General features: G+C 38.8%; 27 protein-coding genes. 7 read left to right on the forward strand and 20 right to left on the reverse strand.

Translation table 11 applies throughout. From position 1 onward, the window contains the following. Window positions 1-302: 302 nt before the first annotated feature. From ADM90_RS16025 to ADM90_RS16040, 5 genes are all read right to left on the reverse strand, one after another. A complete protein-coding gene (locus ADM90_RS16025; protein ID WP_053995940.1) occupies window positions 303-839 on the reverse strand; it encodes a DUF1572 family protein in 537 nt (178 codons plus the stop codon). A 169-nt stretch (window positions 840-1,008) separates the two neighbouring features. After that, window positions 1,009-1,617: an SCO family protein gene (locus ADM90_RS16030; protein ID WP_053995941.1), complete on the reverse strand. Its 609-nt coding sequence runs from the start codon at window positions 1,615-1,617 to the stop codon at window positions 1,009-1,011. 104 nt (window positions 1,618-1,721) lie between these two features. Next, the gene (locus ADM90_RS23945) at window positions 1,722-1,844 is read right to left on the reverse strand and encodes a YvrJ family protein (protein ID WP_083448586.1); all 123 of its coding nucleotides are present in this window, start codon (window positions 1,842-1,844) and stop codon (window positions 1,722-1,724) included. Between the two features lie 69 nt (window positions 1,845-1,913). Next, on the reverse strand, window positions 1,914-2,138 hold the full coding sequence (locus ADM90_RS16035) for a DUF2922 domain-containing protein (RefSeq protein ID WP_053995942.1): 225 nt from the start codon (window positions 2,136-2,138) through the stop codon (window positions 1,914-1,916). A gap of 14 nt (window positions 2,139-2,152) precedes the next feature. Beyond that, window positions 2,153-2,368 (reverse strand): DUF1659 domain-containing protein, encoded by a 216-nt coding sequence (locus tag ADM90_RS16040; RefSeq protein WP_053995943.1) that lies wholly within the window; start codon window positions 2,366-2,368, stop codon window positions 2,153-2,155. 121 nt (window positions 2,369-2,489) lie between these two features. On the opposite strand from ADM90_RS16040, the gene ADM90_RS16045 reads away from it, so the two are divergent. Continuing rightward, on the forward strand, window positions 2,490-2,918 hold the full coding sequence (locus tag ADM90_RS16045) for a DUF2621 domain-containing protein (protein ID WP_053995944.1): 429 nt from the start codon (window positions 2,490-2,492) through the stop codon (window positions 2,916-2,918). Between the two features lie 218 nt (window positions 2,919-3,136). On the opposite strand, the gene ADM90_RS16050 is transcribed toward ADM90_RS16045, so the two are convergent. The 5 genes from ADM90_RS16050 to ADM90_RS16070 all read right to left on the reverse strand — a co-directional run bounded on the left by ADM90_RS16050 (window position 3,137) and on the right by ADM90_RS16070 (window position 8,571). Beyond that, on the reverse strand, window positions 3,137-3,631 hold the full coding sequence (locus ADM90_RS16050; protein WP_053995945.1) for a CcdC family protein: 495 nt from the start codon (window positions 3,629-3,631) through the stop codon (window positions 3,137-3,139). 24 nt (window positions 3,632-3,655) lie between these two features. Continuing rightward, the gene (locus ADM90_RS16055) at window positions 3,656-4,042 is read right to left on the reverse strand and encodes a response regulator (RefSeq protein ID WP_053995946.1); all 387 of its coding nucleotides are present in this window, start codon (window positions 4,040-4,042) and stop codon (window positions 3,656-3,658) included. 34 nt (window positions 4,043-4,076) lie between these two features. Then, on the reverse strand, window positions 4,077-4,787 hold the full coding sequence (locus ADM90_RS16060; protein ID WP_053995947.1) for a cytochrome c biogenesis CcdA family protein: 711 nt from the start codon (window positions 4,785-4,787) through the stop codon (window positions 4,077-4,079). Window positions 4,788-5,014: 227 nt separating this feature from the next. Beyond that, window positions 5,015-6,706 (reverse strand): L-lactate permease, encoded by a 1,692-nt coding sequence (locus ADM90_RS16065; protein WP_152928039.1) that lies wholly within the window; start codon window positions 6,704-6,706, stop codon window positions 5,015-5,017. A 668-nt stretch (window positions 6,707-7,374) separates the two neighbouring features. Next, entirely contained in the window at window positions 7,375-8,571 is a 1,197-nt protein-coding gene (locus ADM90_RS16070) for an IS256 family transposase (RefSeq protein ID WP_053993757.1), read from the reverse strand. 114 nt (window positions 8,572-8,685) lie between these two features. Here ADM90_RS16070 and ADM90_RS16075 point away from each other — a divergent pair, with 114 nt between their 5' ends. From ADM90_RS16075 to ADM90_RS16090, 4 genes are all read left to right on the forward strand, one after another. Continuing rightward, a complete protein-coding gene (locus ADM90_RS16075) occupies window positions 8,686-9,432 on the forward strand; it encodes a FadR/GntR family transcriptional regulator (RefSeq protein ID WP_053996708.1) in 747 nt (248 codons plus the stop codon). A 129-nt stretch (window positions 9,433-9,561) separates the two neighbouring features. Then, window positions 9,562-10,278 carry a (Fe-S)-binding protein gene (locus ADM90_RS16080; RefSeq protein ID WP_053995949.1) on the forward strand — a complete coding sequence of 239 codons (717 nt, stop codon included), beginning with the start codon at window positions 9,562-9,564 and terminating at the stop codon, window positions 10,276-10,278. 15 nt (window positions 10,279-10,293) lie between these two features. Further along, complete coding sequence (locus ADM90_RS16085) at window positions 10,294-11,721, forward strand: LutB/LldF family L-lactate oxidation iron-sulfur protein (protein ID WP_053995950.1); 1,428 nt, start codon at window positions 10,294-10,296, stop codon at window positions 11,719-11,721. Then, window positions 11,721-12,437, forward strand: a complete 717-nt coding sequence (locus tag ADM90_RS16090) for a LutC/YkgG family protein (protein WP_053995951.1) — start codon at window positions 11,721-11,723, stop codon at window positions 12,435-12,437. The genes ADM90_RS16085 and ADM90_RS16090 overlap by 1 nt, the downstream gene beginning before the upstream one ends. Window positions 12,438-13,148: 711 nt before the next feature. On the opposite strand, the gene ADM90_RS16100 is transcribed toward ADM90_RS16090, so the two are convergent. The 10 genes from ADM90_RS16100 to ADM90_RS16145 form a co-directional block, all read right to left on the reverse strand. Then, window positions 13,149-15,053, reverse strand: a complete 1,905-nt coding sequence (locus ADM90_RS16100) for an endonuclease MutS2 (protein WP_053995952.1) — start codon at window positions 15,051-15,053, stop codon at window positions 13,149-13,151. A 483-nt stretch (window positions 15,054-15,536) separates the two neighbouring features. Next, a complete protein-coding gene (gene rarD / locus ADM90_RS16105) occupies window positions 15,537-16,445 on the reverse strand; it encodes an EamA family transporter RarD (RefSeq protein WP_053995953.1) in 909 nt (302 codons plus the stop codon). 136 nt (window positions 16,446-16,581) lie between these two features. After that, the gene (locus tag ADM90_RS16110; RefSeq protein ID WP_053995954.1) at window positions 16,582-17,118 is read right to left on the reverse strand and encodes a hypothetical protein; all 537 of its coding nucleotides are present in this window, start codon (window positions 17,116-17,118) and stop codon (window positions 16,582-16,584) included. A 234-nt stretch (window positions 17,119-17,352) separates the two neighbouring features. Continuing rightward, complete coding sequence (locus ADM90_RS16115; RefSeq protein ID WP_053995955.1) at window positions 17,353-18,552, reverse strand: toxic anion resistance protein; 1,200 nt, start codon at window positions 18,550-18,552, stop codon at window positions 17,353-17,355. Between the two features lie 58 nt (window positions 18,553-18,610). Beyond that, on the reverse strand, window positions 18,611-18,871 hold the full coding sequence (locus ADM90_RS16120; protein WP_053995956.1) for a hypothetical protein: 261 nt from the start codon (window positions 18,869-18,871) through the stop codon (window positions 18,611-18,613). A 106-nt stretch (window positions 18,872-18,977) separates the two neighbouring features. Next, window positions 18,978-20,222 (reverse strand): ABC transporter permease, encoded by a 1,245-nt coding sequence (locus tag ADM90_RS16125; RefSeq protein WP_083448587.1) that lies wholly within the window; start codon window positions 20,220-20,222, stop codon window positions 18,978-18,980. After that, window positions 20,206-21,111, reverse strand: a complete 906-nt coding sequence (locus tag ADM90_RS16130; protein WP_053995958.1) for an ABC transporter ATP-binding protein — start codon at window positions 21,109-21,111, stop codon at window positions 20,206-20,208. The genes ADM90_RS16125 and ADM90_RS16130 overlap by 17 nt, the downstream gene beginning before the upstream one ends. A gap of 11 nt (window positions 21,112-21,122) precedes the next feature. Next, the gene (locus ADM90_RS16135) at window positions 21,123-21,401 is read right to left on the reverse strand and encodes a hypothetical protein (protein WP_053995959.1); all 279 of its coding nucleotides are present in this window, start codon (window positions 21,399-21,401) and stop codon (window positions 21,123-21,125) included. Continuing rightward, window positions 21,374-21,634 carry a DUF2812 domain-containing protein gene (locus tag ADM90_RS16140; protein WP_053995960.1) on the reverse strand — a complete coding sequence of 87 codons (261 nt, stop codon included), beginning with the start codon at window positions 21,632-21,634 and terminating at the stop codon, window positions 21,374-21,376. Before ADM90_RS16140 ends, ADM90_RS16135 begins: the two co-directional genes overlap by 28 nt. Window position 21,635: 1 nt before the next feature. Continuing rightward, window positions 21,636-21,950: a PadR family transcriptional regulator gene (locus ADM90_RS16145; protein WP_053995961.1), complete on the reverse strand. Its 315-nt coding sequence runs from the start codon at window positions 21,948-21,950 to the stop codon at window positions 21,636-21,638. Between the two features lie 165 nt (window positions 21,951-22,115). Here ADM90_RS16145 and ADM90_RS16150 point away from each other — a divergent pair, with 165 nt between their 5' ends. Next, window positions 22,116-22,715 carry a TetR/AcrR family transcriptional regulator gene (locus ADM90_RS16150; protein ID WP_200908563.1) on the forward strand — a complete coding sequence of 200 codons (600 nt, stop codon included), beginning with the start codon at window positions 22,116-22,118 and terminating at the stop codon, window positions 22,713-22,715. 58 nt (window positions 22,716-22,773) lie between these two features. Beyond that, window positions 22,774-23,946 (forward strand): YhgE/Pip domain-containing protein, encoded by a 1,173-nt coding sequence (locus ADM90_RS16155; RefSeq protein WP_053995963.1) that lies wholly within the window; start codon window positions 22,774-22,776, stop codon window positions 23,944-23,946. Window positions 23,947-24,023 lie beyond the last annotated feature (77 nt).

The raw sequence follows: 24,023 nt of genomic DNA on the forward strand, positions 1-24,023 counted from the left end.
TTAGTGGTTTTACATATTTCCCAAATCTTTTATCGGATAAAATATATAATTTCAAACATTTTTATGATTTTCTTACTATTCAGGCTTTACAGATAAATCCATTACTCGTTAGCATAATAGTACTTGTCACTGTAAGCCTATTTTCATGCACATAAACCATTCCTCCAGATTTTTGCAAGCCTGTACTAGAGTGAATCATAACGACAGTCTGTGCTGCTTTTATCTTGGTTTAACAGGTAGAGTGCTGAAACAAAATAAAAAAGATCGTAGCGACTTGATGCCAGTAGCTACGATCTCTAATATTATGACTGGTACTTTTCTAGCATTGCCTCTGTAAAGGTTTGGGATTGCCCTTTTGGTATGCTTAATGTCTGCCACTCTGCGCCCTTTACTTGTTTTGCAATATAAATAATTTGACCTACATGCTGTGCATAGTGAGCCATTTGTCTTTCAATGGCATCCATTACCGCTAGCCGCTCACCTCTAATCGTAATATCCCCATCCAAGTCGGCTGTTGTTAAACTTGCTAAAGTGTCTAAAAATACTTGCCAGCCCTTTTCCCAAGCAGCCATAATCGCTTCTTTTGTGTGAAAACTATCTATAAACTCATCATCGCGATTTCTAGTAGGCTTTTCTCCATCTGTCGTTAAAAAATCAGTCCAGCGTGAAATCATATTGCCACTTAGATGCTTAACAATAACAGCAATACTATTTGATTCTTCATTGTATGCCCAGTGTAGCTGTTCACCCTCTAATTGGGCTAATGTTTGATCACCTTGCTCTTTCATATTTTTAAATCTTTTTTGGACAATCTGTAAATAGGTTTGTGCTAACGTCATGGCCATCGCTCCCTTTTTATTTTACAATACCAGAACCTATTATAATTGTCATCATATGGTTTATCATTAGAAGATATAGTTGATTATGACTTCTAGAAATTAAACGTGGTAGATTGTTACCTACCTCACAAAAACCGCCTCAATGAATCATGAGACGGTTTTCTGATATTTATAAGTTTTCATCAATATATGTTTCGATATCGGAGGCAATCGTATCAATAGGCACATCTTCAATATTTTCAGCATAGCCATTGTACATTTTCACTAATAGACCATCTTTATCGACTAAGAAAAATTGATTTCCATGAATAACTTGATCACTGTTAGGATCGTTTTTCACCAAAATCTTTGTATTTTTCACTGCAAATTGTTCAATATATTTTTGCGAATACCCTGTAAGAAGGTTCCACTTTGATTCATCTGGGACATTGAATTTACTAAGATAATCCGCTAACACTTCTGGTTTATCAACATCTGGATCGACTGAAAAGGCTACAATGTTATAATCCTCCACACCTTTTTTCTGGAGCTTTTCTTGAACTTGTGCCATATTCAATGACATTGGTGGGCAGATTGATATACAGTTTGTGAAAATGTACATCCCAATCCACGGTTTTCCTTTTAAGCTTTCTAATGATACAGCCTCTCCATGTTGATTCACATGTTCAAAATCAGGTATTTCAAGGCTATAATCTGCTTTAAATTTTGTATTTCCGCAGGCACCTAATATAGATGCACAGGCTAACAGTACGACAAGCCCTATTAATTTACGTTTCATATTAACACTCTCCCTAGCCTACACTATTCTCATCCTAACGTAGGTTGTAAACGTTGACAAGAACTTCAAGGTGACAGCTTTCGTACATCTTTGTGAAATCCAGTTCATTTTAAGGAAACGAGTGCAGCATGAATCGCCTCCAGCTTTACTTCGATTCGGTGCAATAAATAAAATGACACTAAAATGGGAAAGCCGATATCGGATAACATGTTGAACCATTGTTCCATAAAGTTTCCTCCTTTCACATATGATAAAAGTGGTCTTTGCCTCGCAAGCTGCAAAGACCACTTCTTCTATTATGTTGTTGCTATATCAAATTCTGTGACTTGACGATCGACAATACGAGCTCCTTTAATGGCTACCAAAGCACCTGCTTGTCCTGTAAAAACATTTTTCGTTATAATGATTTCCATGACCTGCTGAATTTCAGCTGCTGTAATGGTTGACTTTGGTGCATCAATTGTCAGTGTTGTTGTTTTGCCAGTAGCTGTAGCAAATTGCAGCTCTAACACTTGTGTCATGCCATACTCCCCCTTTAAGATAAATTTGTTGTTTCTTGCTTGACAATGCTTGCTAACGGCTGTGATGATAGACTGGCCATAGCGTTCGCAACTGCCACTAAATCGGCTGTGCTATGGGTGCTGTTAAGATTACGATACGACTTCGTGGCAACTAGTGGTTCGTTTTGTTCATCATAGCCAATCGTATACGTAAGACGCAGTGTAGCATTTACAAAGCTGATATTTGTCATGTAACATCCCCTCCTCTCTACACTCTATATACAGACTTCTTACTAAAAAAGGACAATTAAGGATGAATTTTTTTTCGGAAGCTTTTATAATAGAGAAAGAGAAGGCAAAGAGGTGAACGATTTGTTAGAAGGCTGGTTTTTATGGTTTATTTTATTTTGGGTTGTTGTTCTTATTTCCTTGATGGCGATCGGCGGATTTTTTATGTTCCGCAAATTTTTAAAAGCATTGCCTAAACAGGATGGAAAATCTGATTTAGATTGGCAAGAATATTATTTAGATAAAACGATCCACTTATGGGGACAAGCTGAAAAGGAGCTACTCTATGAGCTAGTAAGCCCTGTACCTGAACTTTTTAGACAAGTGGCTAAGGAAAAGATTGCAGGTAAAATTGGCGAGCTTGCTTTAGAGGAAAAAGCAAAGGCCATCGATCACGACCTTATTATTCGAGGCTATATACAAGCAACGCCAAAGCGCGACCATAAATTTTTACGCAAAAAATTAGAGGAAATGCAAATTGATATGGCCCCATACGAGCATTTATTCGAATAGTAACCACGCTGCACAAGAATTCTAGTGCAGCGTTTTTTCTTGCCATTAGAAGTGTTTATCCATCGCTTTGCATATCCTATCCTCCACTTTTTAAGTAGCTATCCTGCATTTCAAGCGTGCTAGCCACTTGCTTGCTTTCTATCCTTCATTTTGTATATTCTAACCACGACTTTCTTTCCACCCTATTAAGCCATAAAAAAACTACACTAGCCTTCACACTAGTGTAGTTGCGGAATCGTTTTTTTTACTTTTTTAAACTGGATGAGCATAGCTATTCGCCAAGGTACTAGCATAGCGAAGGCTAAAATCCAGAACATACCTGCTAATTCCCCGACATCGATGGAACTACTTAAAATCATTTTTGCCACCACGCGGAATATTAACAAACCGATTAATATAAACGCAAATGCCTTTGAACGTTTTAAATAAATATCTCGGCCCTTTACTTCAAATTTAGAAGTAGCAATTAAAATCGTCGAGAACACCACTCCTACAGCAGCTGCCTCTAAAACTTGCATGAGTGGTACGCGAAATTGCTCAAATAAAAACATCAGCGCACCTGTGGACATGGCAATCGGCGGAATAATAATTTTCTTCTCATTGGTAGGCATTTTGGAAGCTCGCATTCGTATCACCATCACAAAGCTTCCCATTAATATGGCCATGATGGTTGACCCAATAACATAATAGTGAGAAGGGATGCTGCTTAACATAAAAGGTCCTCCTCTAATATCTAATTAGCAATTTTGTCCCAATAATTGATCGGCTACAGCTTTTAATTTTTCTGGCTCAAAAGGCTTTGTAATAAAATCTTTTGCTCCGCTTTCAATCGCTTCCACGATAAGCTTTTGCTGACCAAGTGCTGTAATCATAATAATTTTTGCATCCGGAAATTCAGGAATAATTTTTTTCACTGCTGCAATACCATTCATAACAGGCATCGTTACATCCATCGTTACTAAGTCTGGCTGTAACGCTCGATACATTGCCACAGCTTCTTTCCCATTCACTGCCTTTCCAACGACCTCATAACCCCATTCTGTAAACATATTACTGATGGCAACACGCATAAATAACGTATCATCCACTACTAAAACTGTAGGCACCTGTTCATCTCCCTCCACGTTAATATGGGATAGCCTTCTTTAGTTTAACAAATTAAAAGCCTGTAAATCCACCGAAAATAGGCTCTAATATTCGTGTAATATACGTTAACCCATCAAAGAATAATAAAATCCCTACAGCAATCATAATATAACCGCCGATTTTCACAATTTTTTGGCTATGTGTACGAATCCATGTCATACGCGAAATAAAGAATGATAGTACAAAGAACGGTATCGCAAAGCCTAAATAATAAGCAAACATATAGCTAAAGCCCGCACCTGGATTTGTACTTGCTAGCATAATAATAGATGCTAGGATTGGTCCTGTACACGGTGTCCATCCTGCTGCAAAGGCAATACCAATTAAAACAGACCCAAAATAGCCAGACGGTCGATTTTTAAATTGAATTTTATGATCCCTATTTAAAAAGTCAATTTGTAATAGTCCCACAATCATTAAACCAAATACAACGATTAAAATAGCGCCTACTTGACGTAATAAGGTTTGATAATTGTGGAAAAAATTGGCAAAAAAAGACGCACTCAGCCCAATTGCAATAAAAATAATTGAAAATCCTAGTAAAAAGAATAATGTGTGGAAAATAGCACGTTTCTGTAGCATACCTTTTTCTGATTTTAGCTCATCTAATGTCATTCCCGTTATGTATGATAAAAATACTGGATACAAGGGAAGCGTACAGGGTGAAATAAAGCTTAAAAAACCTGCACCAAAAGCTAAAAATACGTTAATATCAGATCCCATATTTTGAAATCGCTCCTTACAGTTACTGCCTCCATCGTACCAAAAAACACTATAAAATGCGCCCTTCCAGCCTGTGAACGTTTCATGGCAAAATCATGAGATTTATAAGAAATCCCTGCCAAACAAGTTTTCTTTCTGCATTATGCGCCCCATCAGATTTTCTGTCAATACTTCAAAAATAAAAAGGATGATAAACGTTAACCGTTTCCATCCTTTTACCCTATCTTTTATGGAATCATCCAAGCTAAAATATTGCTTTGTAGGTATGTCAAAATACAGATAAATAGCAGTAGCATCACACTATATTTTACAGCAAAGCGCAGCAATTCTGATTCTCTGCCTACAAGTCCAACGGCTGCTGCGGCTACTGCAATGGATTGGGGTGAAATCATTTTCCCTGTTACTCCACCTGATGAATTGGCTGCAAGGGCTAGTACAGGATCCATACCCACTGATTCTGCTGTCACCTGTTGGAGCTTGGCGAATAATACATTGGAGGAGGTATCCGAGCCTGTAATAAATACGCCGAGCCATCCAAGTACAGGTGAGAAGAATGGGAATAACGCGCCTGTTTTCGCTAGCATTAAGCCAAGTGTTGTCATCATTCCTGCTGCATTTGTGACATAAGCATAGCCAACCACACAGCAAATTGTAATCAATGGAAACTTAATTTCATTTATGGTTTCCATAAACGTTGTGCCCCAGTGACGCCATGAAATTTGTAAAATAAACTTTGTCACGATCGCTGCTAATAAAATAGCCGTGCCTGCTGCCCCCAGTAATTCTAGCTTATATACTGCTGCAATTGGCTCACCTGTTGTACCATTTAACACTTGATTATGTAAAAAAGGTACTTCTGGCATAAATGTCAGTGCTTGTCCTAACGTATTGACGCCTTTCAATAAAATATTAGAACCCTCATAATGACCTGTTAGAGCGCTTTTGATTGCTGGAATTCCCCAAAAGGAAATAAAGATTGTTAAAATAATAAATGGTGACCAAGCCTTTACAATTGTTGCTCCGCTATAGGATTCATTTGTCGATAGTGTAGCCGTTGTTTCTCGCTCCGTTGCAAAGCGATAAATTGTTTTTGGCTGCCAAAACTTCATAAAAATTGCTAATGCAAATAAAGATACTAATGCAGATAGTACATCTGGTAATTCAGGGCCAAGGAAGTTAGAGCTTAAATATTGTGTCACCGCAAAGGAAATCCCTGACACTAAAATAGCGGGCATAACCTCCCAAGCCTTTTTAAAGCCCGTCATAATAAATACTAGAAAGAATGGAATAAAGACTGCTAAAAATGGTAATTGACGCCCCACCATTTTTGATATTTCCAACGCAGGTATACCTGTTGGCCCCTCCATAGCAGTTATAGGGACACCAATTGCACCAAATGCCACAGGTGCCGTGTTCGCAATCAGGCAAAGCCCTGCAGCATACAGCGGATTAAAGCCTAGCCCAACTAACAGTGCGGCTGAAATGGCAACAGGTGCCCCAAAGCCCGCTGCTCCCTCTAAAAACGCACCAAATGAAAATGCCACAAGTAATGCTTGAATACGTCGATCCTCTGTAATGGATAGCACTGAATGACGAATAATATTAAACTTCCCTGTTTTTACCGTAAGATTATACAGAAAAACAGATGTCACGATAATCCATCCAATTGGAAGAAGCCCATAAACCGCGCCTTGTGTAGCAGACATAACGGCTGTGGCAGTAGGTACTTTAAAAGCAAAAACCGCTAATAGTAATGATACAAGAAGCGTCGTTAGTCCCGCCATATAGCCCTTCATTTTTTTAATTGCTAGCGCCCAGAAGAAATAAAGTATCGGCACAACTGCTACCACCGCCGACCAAGCTAAACTCCCTCCAACGGCTGTGAAATTTTGTGTAAAAGTCAAACTACATCCCCCCATAGTTGTATTTTTCCTAAAAAGATTTTCCACAATAATGTGATAAAATATTTCCTCCTGTATGATTAGTCACGTTTCCCTTAAGCTTTCAGACCTTGTCGATTTTCTCCTCTTTTTGTAGAAGCAGCTTCCTTTCTCAAGAAATGCACCATCATTCAGATATTATTGCAGTAAACCTTCCACATTCACTGATCTCAACAAATCAGCGGAAGATTAGGTCATCAGATGACCATATGCTATGATTATATTAACTATATTCTCAAAATTCAATATATTTTTCACAACACTAAAATTCGACAGCGCTCGATATTTTTAGCTTTTTCCTATAACGCAGTGGATTGAATCCTTGAAATGCTGGATAGAACTGCAAACCTGATAGATAGACACGGAATAAACGTTCCAAATCTCCAATAAGCCCTCCAAAAGTATTCACTTCACAGTAAGTAAGTTGTTTTTTCATGTATAATAAATATAACAATTAAGCAATTGTAGAAAGATAAGGGGTGTTGTTCCAGGTACTGTCAATATTTTTGTGTAAATGACGATTCACCCGTTCAAGGGAACTCATCACCTGTGTATTCAATTGTACTTGTTCGAAGTGTTGATTTGAGTGTGTAGGAAAGGGCTAGCCCTTTCCTACACACTCAAATTTCGCGCTGGCGCGTCCCGGTCTAGTTTGCCGGTTCGTGCAGCTGCTCAAACATTTCTTCTAGCTTTGCACGGGCCTGATTGAAGCCGATGTGGCAGCGTGTGGCGAAACGTTGATTATAGTCTTCGAACTGCGTCACTAAAAAGCGCTCCAACGATTCTTCGTTCGGGAACTGTTCCTTGCGCTTTGTATATTTTTTGATTTGCTTATTGAACGACTCGATTAAATTCGTCGAGTAGATGCTTCGCCAAATCGCCTTGGGAAAGCCGTAAAACGTCAGTAAATACGGGTTTTCGAGTAAGCCTTGTGCGACTTTTTTATACGATTTGCCCCATTTTTCGCAGAACGTCTCGAGCGCTTTTTTCGCTGCTTCAGCGTTCTTTGCCTGGTGAATCGTTTTAAAATCCTCGCACACTTCCTTGCGATCTTCTACTCGGACTTTATGCATGATATTGCGTGCCACATGGACAAGGCACACCTGATATTTTGCCTTTGGAAACACATTAAACACAGCGTCTGCCATGCCTTTTAAGCCGTCTGATACGAATAAAAGTACGTCTTCTACACCACGGTCTTTGAGCTCTTGTAGTAGCTCCTGCCAGTTGTAGGCCGATTCTGTTGGGGCAATCGTATAGCCAAGCACTTCTTTAGAGCCGTCTTCACGAATACCAACTGCAATATAGACGGCCTCTTTTGACACCGTATCACGACGCACGGCAATATACGTCGCGTCTAAATACACGCATACGTAACGATTGTGCAAAGGACGGTTATTAAAGGCTTCTACCGTTTCTGAAACAGCCTTTGTCATATTCGAAATCGTTTGCGGCGTATAGTGATGCCCATACATTTTCTCAATTAATTGCGCAATTTCCGCCATCGTAATGCCTTTTTTGAACAAGTGAATGACCGTTTCTTCCAGCGTATCGTTCGAGCGCTTATATGGTACCACTGTCTGTTGTTTAAACTCACCGTTGCGATCCCGCGGGATTTGAAGCGTTAAATCGCCGTACTCCGTGTGAAGTGTACGCGAATAAGACCCATTGCGAGAATTGCCTGAGTTGAACCCGATACGATCGTATTTTTCGTAATCCAAAAATTCCGTCAGCTCTGTCGCCAGTAGCGAGTTGATCGCCATTTCCAAGTGCGAACGAAAAACCTCGGTAATATCTTGTTTTTTGACTAGTGCATCGACAATTTCTGTTGTAAACTGATTCATAGGGAAGACCTCTTTTCTAGGATTGGTTGTGGTGACTTAATTCTACCAAGAAAGGGTCTTCCTTTTTCTATGGAATTTTCTATTTACACAAAATATTTTATACTCTCTTGTTCCATGGAATTAAGAAGAATAAAGCCAAAGAAAATATATGAAGAAGTATCCGAAATCCTCCATGAAAAAATTAGAGCCGGATTATTAAAGCCAGGGGATCGGCTTGACTCCGTGGAACAGCTAGCCGAACAATTACAAGTCAGTAGATCTGCCGTACGTGAAGCACTCTCCGCTTTAAAAGCAATGGGGCTTATTGAAATCAAGCAGGGCTCAGGAACATTTGTCAAAAGTGTCACATCCAATCAGCTTGATTTCCCTCTTTCAACAGCAATTTTAACGAATAAACAGGATGTCTCTCACTTATTAGAGGTTCGTAAAATTATTGAGGTAGGTACAGCCGCAAGCGCAGCCATTCATCGCACAGATGCAGATATTCAAAAAATGATACAAATACTTGAAGAAATGCAGCGTGTACAAGGTGATGGTGAATTAGGTGAAAAAGTTGATTTTCAATTTCATGCTGCGATTTCTGCTGCTTCACAAAATCCCCTGCTGACGACGATTCTCGATCAAGTGTCAGGACTGATGCTGGAAACGATGAAGGAAACGCGCCGTATTTGGCTTTATTCTAAAAAAACAACGAGTGAAAAATTATATGATGAGCATATGCAAATTTTTCTTGCCATTAAACAGCAAAATGAGGAGCTGGCAAAGCATGCGATGTCTTCCCATTTAAGCAATGTCGAAAAAGTGTTACTGCAATATTTTGAAACAACAGAATCTATGCAATCCCCCAAGCTGCCTTTATAACAGGGCAGCTTTTTTGAAAAATTTTATGAATCTCTTTTATTCTTCTGAATAGTTGTAGTATTATAAAAACAATCTATTTGTTTTATTAGTCATCAGATGACCGGTTGACTATGTAGGAGGAGTGATAAAATGAAAGTGACACTGTTTGCAACCTGTTTAGTAGATATGTTTCAAGGAGATGTAGGCAAAGCAACTGTTGAAGTATTAGAAAGACTTGGCTGTGAGATTGACTTTCCAGAAAATCAAATTTGCTGTGGACAGCCTGCCTATAATAGTGGCTATGTGAGGGAATCTAAAAATGCCATGAAAAAAATGATTACGACCTTTGAGCATGCCGAATATGTAGTGTCCCCTTCTGGCTCTTGTGCCTATATGTTTAAAGAGTATCCTGAAGTTTTTAAGGATGACCCTATTTGGCAACCAAAGGCGCAGGCATTAGCAGATAAAACCTATGAATTCACAGAGTTTATTGTGGATGTTTTAAAGATAACGGATGTGGGCGCACAGTTAGAGGGAACAGCAACCTATCATTCATCCTGCCATATGACCCGTCTACTTGGTGTAACGGAAGCGCCATTTCAGCTATTAAGCCATGTTAAAGGCTTACAATATATGGAGCTACCAGGCAAGGAGCGTTGCTGTGGATTTGGTGGTACATTCTCAGTCAAAATGGGCAATATTTCTGGAGAAATGGTTGATGAAAAGGTATGCAATGTGGAAGAAACAGGGGCTGATATTTTAATTGGCGCAGATGCGGGCTGTTTATTAAATATTGGAGGGCGTATTCAACGTCAAGGAAAGCCAATCAAAGTAATGCATATTGCGGAAGTTTTAAATAGCCGATAAGAGGAGGAATCGATAATGGCAATGAAAACGAGTGAAGATCGCTTTAATCAGCGTGTGACAAAGGAGCTGGACAATCAATTTATGCGCGGCGCTGTGTCCAGTGCCCAGGAACGCTTTCAAACGCGCCGCCTCCAACAGGCAGAGGAGCTTGGACACTGGGAGGAATGGCGGTCACATGGCGAGGAAATTCGCAAGCATGTATTAGAAAATCTTGATTATTATTTATATCAATTAAGTGAAAATGTCTCCAAACGAGGTGGACATGTATTTTTTGCACAAACAGCACAAGAAGCAACGGACTATATTCAAGGCATTGCGAAAAAGAAAGAAGCCGCTAAAATTGTGAAGTCAAAATCAATGGTAACAGAAGAAATTAACTTAAATGCTGCGTTAGAGGAGCTTGGCTGTGAGGTCATTGAAACAGACCTTGGTGAATATATTTTGCAGGTGGCAGATCACGAGCCACCATCACATATTGTTGTACCTGCCCTGCATAAAAATAAAGAGCAAATTCGAGATGTTTTTAAAGAAAAACAAGGCTATAAGCAAAGCGAAAAGCCAGAGGAGCTTGCCCTTTATGTACGTGAGAAATTGCGCAACGAATATTTAACAGCAGATATTGGTATTACAGGCTGTAACTTTGCCATTGCTGAAAGTGGCTCGATTACACTTGTAACAAATGAAGGCAATGCTGATTTAGTAACAGCCCTGCCGAAAACGCAAATTACGGTGATGGGTATGGAACGAATTGTCCCTAGCTTTGAAGAAATGGAGGTGCTTGTTAGCTTATTAACAAGAAGCGCTGTTGGACAAAAGCTCACAAGCTATATTACAACGCTAACAGGGATAAAGGATGAGGGAGATAGCGATGGACCAGAGGAATTCCATTTAGTGATTGTTGATAATGGACGTTCAAACATTTTAGGCGGTGAGTTTCAGCCGATTTTACAATGCATTCGCTGTGCTGCCTGTGTCAATGCTTGTCCTGTCTATCGTCATGTCGGAGGGCATACGTATGGCTCTATCTATTCAGGTCCTGTAGGTGTGGTACTTTCCCCTCTTTTAGGGGGCTATGATGATTTTAAAGAGCTACCCTATGCCTCTACATTATGTGGTGCATGTACGGATGCTTGTCCTGTGAAAATTCCGCTGCATCAGCTGATTCACCGACATCGACAAGTCATTGTGGAAAATGAAGGCAAAGCACCTGTCTCTGAAAAACTATTAATGAAAGCATTTGGTTTAGGTGCCTCTTCCCCTTCTTTATATAAAATAGCAACAAAAATGGCTTCTCCAGCTATGTCCCCTTTTACGAAAGATAACACGATTTCTAAAGGGCCAGGACCATTAAAGGCATGGACGGAGGCAAGAGATTTCCCTGCACCAAATAAAGATAGCTTTAGAGATTGGATGAAGCAGCGGACAAAAGGAGGCAAGTCATAATGACAGGTACAATACAAAATCGAGAAACTTTTTTAGCCAATATTGCCAAGCAGCTAGGACGGTCACCAAAAGCGGAGCTACCACGCCCAACATGGCAATACCAGCCGCAAGATGGTGTGCTAAAAGATGCAACAAAGGATGAGTTAGTAGAAGTGTTAGTGAAACAATGCAAAAATATTCATACAGATATTGTGATGACAAATACAGCGAAGCTTCCACAAGATTTACAAGCTGTTATCGATAATTATGGTGGTCAGTCCGTTATTACATGGCAGGATAAACGATTCCAAGACTACGGATTATCTGCGTTAATGACAACACAATGGCAACAAGCCAATATTGAGCATTATGAATGGAATCCGCAGCAACCTGAGGAAAATATCCGACAAGCTGAAAAAGCCAATATCGGCATTACCATTAGTGAAATAACATTAGCAGAATCAGGAACGGCTGTGCTTTTTAGCAGTCAGGAGCGAGGTAGAAGTGTCAGCTTTTTACCAGAAAAATCAATTATTTTAATTCCTAAAAGCACCATTGTCCCCCGTATGACACAGGCTGCACGCTGGATTAGCGAAAAAGTGCGCAATGGTGAAAATATTGCCTCATGCATTAACTTTATTACGGGTCCTAGTAACTCAGCCGATATCGAAATGATTCTTATCGTTGGCGTACATGGACCTATCAAAGCAACGTATATTGTGATTGAGGATCAATAAATGACAACATACTTTCTGGTATGACTTCTTTGTCATCATACTCTGGATGTGCTTCCTTTAGATGGCTGGTCATAGCATCATAAATCAATGCCCATAAAAACCAACCGTTCTATCACATTGATAATATATACAGAATGGGTGCCTATTGTGCCTTGATTAATCATGATTTTGAACATACGAATCATATGTTTATGAAACTGGTGCAATATCAGGCATTTGCCGAACGTGTTGAGGTTAACGCTTTTGTTTTTGTATTAAAGCCACATTATTATAATAATTACATTTATAATTACGAGTAGGCTCTGTTAGAAATAGAACGTTTTAATCAGCTTAGATACGATGATTATTTAGATAAGCTTGTTTCAAACTTTTATTATGCTGAAAAAGGAAAATCCTTATATTTACTTGGACGTTATGAGGAGGCGAAGGCTGCATTTGTACAGTATAAAAACATACCGATCTATATTAGCCATCCTTATAATATTTTAAGCTTAAATGAATGCTTTTCCTATAAAGCCCTTTGCTATGCACATTTTGATGAGCTAACAATAGCCTATGAAATTGCTTAAATGGCTTACACAAATTCACCTGATTTAGTGGATTTACTCTATAAACGAAAAATCGAGGAAGTCTATCAAACGATTAAGGCACAAATTGCTTCCACATCTTCATTATTAAAAGGATTGCACGAGGCTGTGCAATCCCTTGTTTTTACGGCTGACGATCGTTCTTTATTTGTTTCTGGATCTTGCGTAACGCCTTTTTCGATCCCCGTTCGATATCATGCTGAAGCTTACGGTCTTGATAGTCTACAAACAATGTCTCTAAATCATATCCTTCAGGGTATAGCTCCGTTGCAGGTAATTCTAGGGTAAGTCGCTTCACATTCATCTCTAGTATTTGCCCCTGATAGAATACGCTAACATTATTGTACGGATTCATTTCTTCATACACCAATCCCACATCATCATAGTCCAATAATTTCACACGGTCCCCTTTTGCAAATGCATAAGTCGTTGCAACATTCGCTTTCTCTATTTTAGGCTTACGAATTTTACTGTCCTGAACGAGCCTCAGCTGATACTCCTTGTTATTTATATAATCCTTTGCTCTTTGCAAAACAGCTTCACGGATATTCATTTTTTTAGAAATCCATAAGGCATTACTTTCTCCTGACGTGCCGATGAGTAATTGATACAAGGGCTCTAGTGTTTCACTATTAAAGCGCATTGCCGCATTCATAAAATCAGGATGCATTTCAGAAAATCGCTTAATTTCACCATAATGTGTAGTTGCCACAGTTATACAGCCCATTTGATAAAATTCCTCTAATATCGCAATGGCTAGTGCAGCTCCTTCATTTGGCTCTGTTCCACTGCCAATTTCATCAAACAGCAATAGTGTATGATTATTAGCGGCTCTCATAATATCGGAAAGATTTTTCATATGCGATGAAAACGTACTTAGTGCATTTTCTATACTTTGATTGTCGCCAATATCAACAAAGATATGATTAAATACAGCCATTTCCGTTCCTTCGTCCGCTACAATATGGAAGCCCGACATCGTCGCTAATGTTAAAAGGCCAATGGTTTTCAACACGACCGTTTTCCCGCCAGCGTTTGGTCCTGTAATAATTAGGCTACGGTAGTCTTTAGCGATGGCAAATTGAAGGGGCACCGCATTTCCTGGTAGTAATGGATGCTTGCCATTGATCAGTTGAATATAACCGTAATCATTGATACGCGGCTCCCTACCACCAATTTGTCTACTGAACTTCGCTTTGGCAAAGACCATATCGTATTGACTAATTAATTCCATGTTAACGGTGATTGCATGAAGATGTTCCATCAATAGCCCCGATAAAGACGCTAAAATCTGATATTCCTCCACCGCTTCCTCAGCCTTCAATGTAGCTAATTCTACATTTAATTTAGCGACAACGCTCGGCTCCATAAAAACGGTTGCCCCTTTTGAGGAAATTTCAACAGCCGTTCCCTGTACATGATTTTTATAGGTCGCCTTAATCGGAATCGTATAGCGATCATCCTTTCGACTAATAAAGAATTCCTGAATATACGGTTTATTGGCACTGTTATTCAAAAATTTCGTTAAGCGCTCTTTCAATTTTTCCTCTGTCGTTTCCATATGATGACGGATACGCTTTAATTCACGACTAGCAGCCGAATCTACACGATTGGCTTTGATCGCAAAATTAATCTCCTCCTCCACGCTTTTAAATTCAGCCATAGAATGAGCGTAAGTGGAAAGAACAGGCGCAAAAAATGCCTTATCCAGCATAAATTTTTTAATGTTGCGGCAGCCTCGTAAAAAGTCTGACATACTAACTAGCTCACTTGGGTCTAGTATCATGCCCTTTTCAAGCTTCGTCATAATATGCTCAATATTTGATACCCCTAAAAACGGAACATGCCCCTCTGCATCCAATATGGCACGAGCTTCAGTTGTTTCATTCAACCGATTTTTTACCACTGCTAAGCTTGAGCTTGGCATTAATTTATCTAAAAGCTGTTTCCCTAATCCGCTGACACAGTAGGATTTAACGATGTCCTTTAATTCATGATATTGTAATTTTTCAAGCGTAGTTTTATTCATTTGTTATGCTCCTCATTGTAATGTTTTATCATACATGAAGATACCTACCCAATATTAGATAGCAATGATGGTTTACACAACATAAAAAAGCTGTGAGGAATCCCCACAGCTCTATCTTTAAAAGGCGCATTTTCCCGGCATCACAAATAAAACTTCATCTAATTGAAGTTTCTATCCTATATGCCACGCTTAATAAAGTATTGTAGGTATCTACATAGGTTGTTGAAATAGGTCCATGACAAAATAAGGGGTGTTCATAACATGTATCCCCTGCTGTCGTCATCGCCACTATTTCATTCAATTTTTACCTAGTTAGAACCTACCGCACTCACAAAAAGCACCTCTCATTAATTCATCATTGTTATCTAATTATTGACATTTTACTATATGCTGACATGAAAGTAAAGGTGTCAGCTTGCTTCAACTTCCAATATGGACTTTAAGATTTTAGAAAAAAGACCTGTAGAAAAATCTACAAGTCTTTTATGAAACGGATTTATGATGGGCTTTTCTTGTTTCTATAATTTTGGAGCCTGAGAATAGCAGTAAGGCCGCCCAAATAATACTAAAAGCCAGAAGCTCTACCTGACTAAATGGTTCCTTGTATAGCATGACGCCTAAAATTAATACAATGGTTGGTGTCATATATTGAATAAAGCCTAATAAATACAATGGGATATTTTGTGCGCCTTTAGCAAATAAAACTAAAGGAACTGCTGTCACAATACCACTTACAATCATTAACATATCTGTTTTAACATCAATATGTAAAAATGAAGCTTGATGGGTTGTAAATAAATATGCATAATAGCCTAAGGCAAATGGCAAAATCAATAATGTTTCAATAGCTAAGCCTCTTGTCGCATCAAGCGTAATTTTCTTTTTCAGCACACCGTAAATAGCGAATGATACAGCAATTAATAGTGCTACCCAAGGCACAGAGCCATAATTAATCGTTAAAATTAGCACGCCAATAAAGGCTATTGCCGTAGCAATCCATTGCATACGGCTTAATGATTCCTTAAAGAAAATAACACCAAAAATAACAGACAGCAGCGGATTAATATAATAGCCTAAGCTTGTTTCAATCACATGATCATGCGTTACAGCCCAAATATATAAATACCAGTTCATTGAAATAACAAAGGACGCACCCGCAAGCTGCCAAAAATGTTTTTGATGGGACCATAAATACTTTAAATCTGCCAGCAGCTCCTTACGCATGCGAAATATGCTCACCGCAAGCACCGTAAAAACAAAGGACCAAATCACACGAGATAATAAAATCTCCATGCTTGGTACATGCTCTAATAGCTTCCAGTAAAGCGGGAAAACTCCCCAAATCATATAAGCAAAAAATGCCGCCAAAACCCCTTTTTTCTCATTTGACATGGCCACTAACGCTCCTACTCTTATTGAAATCGATGAACGATTCTCTATCATCTTAAACTAGTTAAAGAATAGACTCAATTATAGGACTTTGAGTAGCCACTGTAAATGCCCAATTTCTAAAGGGTGTAATAGCTTGTTAATCTTTCTGTTCCGACTCTAGCTCAGAAATATACTTGCGTACGGTACTATAGCTAATCTCTGGGTTGATTTGGCGCTTGATGCGAATATGAATTTCTTTAATTCCAACCCCTTGCTCACGCATATCTCGAATCATCGACTTCAGTGGCCCTGTTAGTGACTCCCTTGACATTGCTGTATATTTACTTAATTCAATTAGTAGTTCCATATTTTGTTGGCGAAGCACCTTCATCTCCTCCACCACACAGTTGTATTCTGTTACCTTTTTTTGTAGCACCGTGTTTTGCTGCTTTAGCTTTTGCTGCTCTTCTGTAAGCTGTACATTTTGTTTTTTTAGCATTTTTCGTTCTCGTTCTAAGCCATTTTGTTTGTTATCTAAATCTGTATGCATAGTATTGTATAACTCTTCCATATGCAGCAGCTCTAAATAGCGGCTTTGCGGCACAATCATTAAGCTATCTGTCGTATATAGAGCAAGCGTTCCATCTTTAAAAGGCTCGTACGACAATGTAGAGGGCTTTATTTTATTCGCCATTTATTTTTCACTCCTCCACAGGTAAATTCATATAATTGTCTTCTTTGTGTAACATCTATCCGCTTCCTTTTTCACATGATAATCATTCTCATTTATTTTTATCATAATCAGTATTTTGCTTTTTGTCAAAGAACAATTCCCTTTTGGCGAATATTGTTGCTAACAGGCCTCATCTCTGACTACGCATTCCATCTAAAAAGCTTCTTGCAACAATAGCTGCAAGAAGCTTTAGACTTACATTTTTTTCAGTTTTTCATACTCTAATTGCAAACGCTCAATTCGTTTACGCCCTTCTTCACGATTTTTCACTGTTTCTGCTTGAATTTGCTTCGTCTCTTGAATACCAGCCATAATCGTTTGCCATGTTGTTTCAATCGTTTCGATTTTAATGCTTGGGCTACCTGCTTGACGCGCAATATTAACACTGTTTTTACTAATATTTTCTGCATTGCGTACAAGCATTTCATTGGTACGGCGGTCTAGCTCACTCATCGAATCAGAAATAAGCTTTTGACGCTTTAATGTCACCGCATGAATCAAGCCCTGTTTAAAAATTGGAATTGTTGTAACAAAGGCAGAGTTAATTTTTGCAATTAAATGGGTATTCCCCTGCTGCATTAAACGAATTTGTGGAGCAGATTGGAAGGATACTTGCTGTGCCATCTCTAAATCATAGCGACGCTGCTCTAATAATTCCACAGCACGCAACATTGTTTCATATTCCATGGCTGCTAATTGGTCACCTGCCTGTGCCTTTTGTTCGAGCGCTGGCAATGACGCACGTACATCCTCTATTTTCACTTCAATCGCTGCTACAAACTTACTTAATGATTGGAAATAGTTCACATTTTGATCATACAGATTTTCAAGGTCTACTGTATTTCGCTTCATTTCGCTTTCGTATTTTTGAATTTCACGATAAATCACATCTACTTCTTTGTTCATTCTATCGTACTTGGCTAAAAATCTTTCTAATTGCTCTTTCCCTTTATTAAACAGCTTTGTTAAAAAGCCACCTTTTTTCTCCTCGGCAAAATCCTGTGGATCAAATTTATCCATAATTTTATTCAGATTATTTAGCAAAACACTTGACTCTTCTAGCTTACTTGCTTTCATTGTAGCAAGCATTCTATCTGAAAAAGCTGAAATACCGTTTGCCGTCTCTTTACCAAGCTCTAGCATCGCAATTTGATCTTTTACATCAATTTTCTTTGAAAGTGAGTGAACCTCTGGGTCTTGCTTCAAGCGCAGTTGATGTTGTGCAATTTGTGATAGTTCCTGCTTTGATACAAGCTCTGATGGTTGTTGTGGCTCTGTATACATCAACGGACTTTCCTGTGGCTCTTGGAACACTGGATTTGGCTGTGGTTGTTGTTGGAATAAAGGATTTTCGGAAGCGAATGGGTCCTTTGATTGGTATTGGTTATTAGACATGTATATACCCCCTATTACTTACTCTCTTGTACTATACGAATCATGCTGAAAAAAAGTTTCATCTTACCCGAAGAAAGTAAGCGTCTCGTAAAGTATACGAATTAACCTCTTCTTCGTAAATCAAACTATACCAAGTTGAATCTACCTGATCGACATATATTTGAACATATTGTCGCTTTTGTAACATATTAGCCAGTGTAGGATTGCTTGGAAGCTGCTCTATCTGTTGAAAAACATACGCAGCTTCCTCCTCTGTTGCTGAACGTCGCATATGTGTACCTTGTGCCAATATCGCTTCAATTTCTGCCCTCGATAGCATACTATCACCTCATTCTTCAAGTATAGCCTGTTAAACGAGGAAATTCGACTAAATTTGCAAATTATCCAAAAAAAGTAGCCATATTGCATTGGCTACTTTCCAATAATTAAGTTGTCACTTTTAATACTGTTTTAATTTTTTGAATAACGCCACCTGTGCTGTATGTGAGCACACTGCGTTTATAGAAGGATAAGCTAAATAGATACACGACAACAATTGTTGCGATTAAAATACCTAAGGATAGCATTGGCACCATCCCTCCGATATCTGTAGCACCTATACGCATTGGCATCACCATACCAGACGTAAAGGGAATATAAGAAAATACCTTAATCAATATGGTATCTGGATTGCCAATACCTGATAACATCACATAAAAGCCAATTAACGTAACCATCATTGCAGGCATTAATACTTGCCCCGCTTCCTCGACCTTTGATACGAGTGAACCAAATAATGCACCAACAATTAAATAAAGAATAATTGTTAATAGCAGGAACACAACGGCATAGATCACATAGCTAATGGATAGCTCTTTAATAATCGTAGCGGCTGCATTCCAAATGACGCCATCCTTCACAAATTTCGCATATAGTAAAAAGGCGGCTACAATAATACCCATTTGTGTTAAAGCTAATAATAGTACACCTGCAATTTTTGCTTTAAAATGGGTGGCTGGCTTGACGCTGGCTAGCAGCATTTCCATAGCACGAGAGCCCTTTTCAGAGGCAATTTCAGTCGTAATCATGGAGAGGAATGTGGAAATAAAGAAATAAATTAAAATCCCAATGCCATACGAAACCCATAGTCCTGATTGCTTTTCTTCCTCACTTTTTCCACCTGTTGATGCCTCATTTAAATTTTTCGTAGAAATTATCGTTTGGGCAGACATAATTTGTGCTGCTTGCTCAGGTGACAACGATAGCTGCTGAACAGCATAATGTTGACCAGCATATTGTAATAACGAGGACAATGTTGTTTGATCATTTAATTTCAGCGGTACAAACGTCGCAATTTCAGCATGTAGCTGACCCTCTTGATCACTGACCCTCACAATGGCATCTAGCTTGCCATCTTCTACCCTTTTTTCAAGCGCTGCCACATCTTGTTCATCCTGAATAAAGGCTATATCCCCATTAGATACAAAGATACCGCTTAATTCAGCAGAGGTTTCATTGACAATGGCAATTTGCTGGGCCTCATCTTCGCCTGTAAAGAGTGCTTTAATATCTGACCAAAATATCGCGACAGACATTAATAACACATATAAACACGTCATCAAAATAAAGGATTTTGATTTAAATTTCGATTTATATAATTGCATCATTAATAAATTAAACTTCGACAACATTTCCACCTACCTTATCTTTAAAGATTTCATCCAATGATAAATAATCGAGACTAAATTTTTCGATATACTTCCCATTAGAAAGCTGCTCAAAAATGCTTTGGGCATAGCGCTCATCCTCCAGCATTAAGACAGTTTGCTCCTTCTCTACACGCACATCCTTCACGCCTTCAAGTGCTAATAATTGCGTTGTCGACCAACCTGTACGTACCGCCAGCTTTGTTTTGCCATATTGTTTCTTTAAATCTAGTAGGCTTCCAGAGAATAAGGAAGCACCTCGTTTTAATAGACATAAATGATCACATAGCTCTTCCACATTGTCCATTTGATGGCTGGAGAATAGAATCGTTGTGCCCTGTTCCTTTAATAGTAAAATAGCATCCTTTAATAAATCCTTATTGACAGGGTCTAAGCCACTAAACGGCTCATCTAAAATTAAAAACTTCGGCTTATGAATAAAGCTTGCAATTAGCTGAACCTTTTGCTGATTACCCTTTGACAGTGTTTCAGCTTTATCCTTTCGCTTTTCCTCCAGCTCAAAGCGTTGAATCCAAAAATCAATATCCTTTTTCAATTCTGCTCTTTTCATGCCACGTAACTCGCCAAAAAAATAGAGCTGTTCCTCGACTTTCATCGTTGGGAAAATGCCGCGCTCCTCAGGTAAATAGCCAAGAATATCACGATTAATCGTATTAACAGGCTGCCCATCCCAAGTAATTGTGCCAGCCGTTGTCTCCTGTAAATCTAAAATCATACGAAATGTTGTTGTTTTACCCGCTCCATTCTGTCCAATTAGCCCAAAAATCTCACCCTTTTCAATGGTAAAATTCAAATCATTAACAGCGGTAAAATCTTTGTACTTCTTTGTGACATGCTGTAGCTGTAATGTCATCCTTTTTCCTCCTACCTTTCAAATAACTGTGCTTCTTGTTGTAATTTTTTTATACGCTTGCTTGTTTTGATAATAGGTACACCTAGCAAACATACGAGCAATACATCTATCAGCCCGATGCCTTTATTGAGGATATGTTCCTGCACAATATTCATACCGCCAGCAAAAATACCGAATCCCGCAAACACTAACATCAAATTGCGAACCCATTGGAAATAGTTCAATTTTGAATGATGATCTGATAGTAATTCAAATGTTCCCTCTACTGCTTTTTCCGATAATACGCCCATGCACCATTTTTCGTGACATACTCAATATGCATAGATGTCAAAAACTCAAAATAATCCTTTGATTTCCCTATAATTAGCTCATTGCGATAGATATATTTCCCTAGCGGACCTTGCTCAAAAATAAAATAGCCTATAAACGCCCTTTTTAAATGCCAGCCCTGATCTGCCATGCCATTGATCCATTGCTCCTCTTTTTCATAATCCACAAAAAAACGAAATATGCTTTTTTTCATTTTATTCCGCTCCCCTCGTTATACGGATACCATTGTCAAAAAGTTCCCTTAATCGTAAAATTTCATATTCCACTACTGTTTTGCCAGCTTCAGTAATCAAATACTCCTTTTTTCTGCCATCTCCACCAAGCGCCTCAATCCAGCCTCGCTCCAGCAATGTTTTAATAGCACCATAAATCGTACCTGCTCCTAAGTGTACACGCCCATTGCTAATTTCTTCTACGAGCTGCATAATACCATAGCCATGCCTCGGCTCATACAAAGCTAATAAAATATAATAAACGCCCTCTGTTAACGGCGAATGTTCTTGAGTCATATGATCCCTCCTTTATATCGTTCAACAGTATATCATCAGTCGATATATCTAAAATATATCAGTAGACGATATAGCTGTCAATGCTCTTACTATGTGTTAAAAGTTTAGCTATAATTTATATTGCAGATCACCATGTACTATGTTAGCATGTAAGTAATTACTTGCATGAAAGGAAGTATATTTTTGACAACAAAGGGAACGGCAGAAAGAATCATCGAAGCTGCGTTACAATTAGTGAGTGAAAAAGGCTATACGGCTGCAACAACCAAATCCATTGCAGAATTAGCAGGTGTCAATGAAGTTACCCTTTTTCGGCATTTCGGCAATAAGCGTGGTTTATTAAAAGCCATTATTGAACAATTTTCTTATTATCCACTTTTACAACAGGAAATCAATCAAAATGTTACATGGGAATTAGAGCAAGATTTATTAAACTTCTCCTTAAAACATTTTCACTTTTTAATGTCGATTAAAGATTTTGTGATGATTGGCTTTAAGGAGTCGATTCAGTTTCCTGAAATTAGTGAGGAGATTGCGAATATTCCTCTCCTGATCAAAAAGGAACTCATTGTGTACTTTCAAGAGATGCATCAGCGGGGAAAAATAAGAGAAGTTGATTTTGAAGCAGCAGCATTATCACTTATTGCTCTTAATTTTGGTCATTTTATGTCACGTGCTCGCCTTGGAACTATCGTGTCTGACTTACCAACCGAAGAACTTTTACAAACTAGTGTTGCTATTTTTTCTAGGGGACTCGTTTCCTAGAAAAAATTTTTCTAATCAATGCAAGTAAGTACTTACTTAATTTTAGGGGGAATAAAAAATGACAGGTTTACAAGCATTATTGCGAGTTCGTGAAACCTATATCGGCATTGTTGCAACCATTGCCTTTCAATTAATCTTCTTTACAATCTGGATGACTGCCTATGATGGTGTCAATGAAAGGGCGGAACAGTTAAGCATTGGTCTTGTTGTGGAAGATTCGGCAATGGGTCAACAGGTAGCACAGAACATCAAAGGCTCCATCCCCTTTGCAATGGAAGACTATTCATCGATGAAGGAAGCAGAGAGCGCATTAAACGAACGACAAATTAATATGATTATGCAAATTCCCGCCGATTTTACAAATCAAATACAAGCAGGGAAAGAGGCTGAAATTATTTATGCGATTAATCAAGCCAATGCAAGTGTAGCGAAAAATATGATGGAGGGTGTAGCAAAGCAATTAACAGAAGAAATCAATCAAGCCCTTTACCCAATGCAACAAAGTCAAGCAGTTGAGGTCTTTGCACAACAATTTGCTCAGCTTCCCTTCGAGCAACATACTGCCCAACAAATTACCACTTCTGTCAAAACGACTGTAATGAATGTCAAAGACCATGCCGTCGATGGAACCATTGTTAAAACCAATGATGTGAAGGGATTTGCTGCAAACTTTGTCCCTCTTATGGTTATCATCTCCTCCTTCGTGGGAGCGATGGTCATGATTATGCAACACCAGCAAGCAGCTCAGCTCGTTCAAGAAAGCCTATCAAAATGGCAATTGTTCCTCGCACGACAGCTACTCAATGTGGGCGTAGCCTTTACATTGCCATTCATAACAATTGGTTTAATGCACCTTTTTAATATCGCTAGCCAGGAAAACCTGCTGTCGATTTATTTCTTCCAAGCTGTAATGTATCTTGCTTTTCTTAGCTTGGCCCAAGTATTTGTGATTGCCTTCGGGAATATGGGGATGGTATTTAATATTTGTGCTCTCTCACTCCAATTAGTAACATCAGGCGTCCTTGTACCAAAAACCATGCTATCTGAAGGATACAAACAGGTCGCTGCCATGCTACCAGCCACGTATGGAGCAGATGGCTACTACACAATCATCTTTGGTGGTAGTTCTGATAATCTCCTGCAAAACAGTAGCTCCTTAGGCATCATCATCTTCGTGACACTAGCCATTGCTACGTTGATCGTCACATTCAAACCTGCTCCAGTCCGATGATTTAATAGAAAAGAGAAGGTCTACAAGTTGATGTAGACCTTCTTTTTGGGTGGTTATCCGCTACTTTTTATGTTCTA

This window comes from Lysinibacillus macroides (assembly GCF_001281525.1).
GTDB lineage: Bacteria > Bacillota > Bacilli > Bacillales_A > Planococcaceae > Lysinibacillus > Lysinibacillus macroides.

Coding starts and splice junctions, on each gene's coding strand:
- ADM90_RS16025 (WP_053995940.1), bottom strand. CDS start 839: ATGACGTTAGCACAAACCTATTTACAGATTGTCCAAAAAAGATTTAAA.
- ADM90_RS16030 (WP_053995941.1), bottom strand. CDS start 1,617: ATGAAACGTAAATTAATAGGGCTTGTCGTACTGTTAGCCTGTGCATCT.
- ADM90_RS23945 (WP_083448586.1), bottom strand. CDS start 1,844: ATGGAACAATGGTTCAACATGTTATCCGATATCGGCTTTCCCATTTTA.
- ADM90_RS16035 (WP_053995942.1), bottom strand. CDS start 2,138: ATGACACAAGTGTTAGAGCTGCAATTTGCTACAGCTACTGGCAAAACA.
- ADM90_RS16040 (WP_053995943.1), bottom strand. CDS start 2,368: ATGACAAATATCAGCTTTGTAAATGCTACACTGCGTCTTACGTATACG.
- ADM90_RS16050 (WP_053995945.1), bottom strand. CDS start 3,631: ATGTTAAGCAGCATCCCTTCTCACTATTATGTTATTGGGTCAACCATC.
- ADM90_RS16060 (WP_053995947.1), bottom strand. CDS start 4,787: ATGGGATCTGATATTAACGTATTTTTAGCTTTTGGTGCAGGTTTTTTA.
- ADM90_RS16065 (WP_152928039.1), bottom strand. CDS start 6,706: ATGGGGGGATGTAGTTTGACTTTTACACAAAATTTCACAGCCGTTGGA.
- ADM90_RS16070 (WP_053993757.1), bottom strand. CDS start 8,571: ATGAATCAGTTTACAACAGAAATTGTCGATGCACTAGTCAAAAAACAA.
- ADM90_RS16075 (WP_053996708.1), top strand. CDS start 8,686: ATGGAATTAAGAAGAATAAAGCCAAAGAAAATATATGAAGAAGTATCC.
- ADM90_RS16080 (WP_053995949.1), top strand. CDS start 9,562: ATGAAAGTGACACTGTTTGCAACCTGTTTAGTAGATATGTTTCAAGGA.
- ADM90_RS16085 (WP_053995950.1), top strand. CDS start 10,294: ATGGCAATGAAAACGAGTGAAGATCGCTTTAATCAGCGTGTGACAAAG.
- ADM90_RS16090 (WP_053995951.1), top strand. CDS start 11,721: ATGACAGGTACAATACAAAATCGAGAAACTTTTTTAGCCAATATTGCC.
- ADM90_RS16100 (WP_053995952.1), bottom strand. CDS start 15,053: ATGAATAAAACTACGCTTGAAAAATTACAATATCATGAATTAAAGGAC.
- rarD (WP_053995953.1), bottom strand. CDS start 16,445: ATGTCAAATGAGAAAAAAGGGGTTTTGGCGGCATTTTTTGCTTATATG.
- ADM90_RS16110 (WP_053995954.1), bottom strand. CDS start 17,118: ATGGCGAATAAAATAAAGCCCTCTACATTGTCGTACGAGCCTTTTAAA.
- ADM90_RS16115 (WP_053995955.1), bottom strand. CDS start 18,552: ATGTCTAATAACCAATACCAATCAAAGGACCCATTCGCTTCCGAAAAT.
- ADM90_RS16120 (WP_053995956.1), bottom strand. CDS start 18,871: ATGCTATCGAGGGCAGAAATTGAAGCGATATTGGCACAAGGTACACAT.
- ADM90_RS16125 (WP_083448587.1), bottom strand. CDS start 20,222: ATGTTGTCGAAGTTTAATTTATTAATGATGCAATTATATAAATCGAAA.
- ADM90_RS16130 (WP_053995958.1), bottom strand. CDS start 21,111: ATGACATTACAGCTACAGCATGTCACAAAGAAGTACAAAGATTTTACC.
- ADM90_RS16135 (WP_053995959.1), bottom strand. CDS start 21,401: ATGGGCGTATTATCGGAAAAAGCAGTAGAGGGAACATTTGAATTACTA.
- ADM90_RS16140 (WP_053995960.1), bottom strand. CDS start 21,634: ATGAAAAAAAGCATATTTCGTTTTTTTGTGGATTATGAAAAAGAGGAG.
- ADM90_RS16145 (WP_053995961.1), bottom strand. CDS start 21,950: ATGACTCAAGAACATTCGCCGTTAACAGAGGGCGTTTATTATATTTTA.
- ADM90_RS16150 (WP_200908563.1), top strand. CDS start 22,116: ATGAAAGGAAGTATATTTTTGACAACAAAGGGAACGGCAGAAAGAATC.
- ADM90_RS16155 (WP_053995963.1), top strand. CDS start 22,774: ATGACAGGTTTACAAGCATTATTGCGAGTTCGTGAAACCTATATCGGC.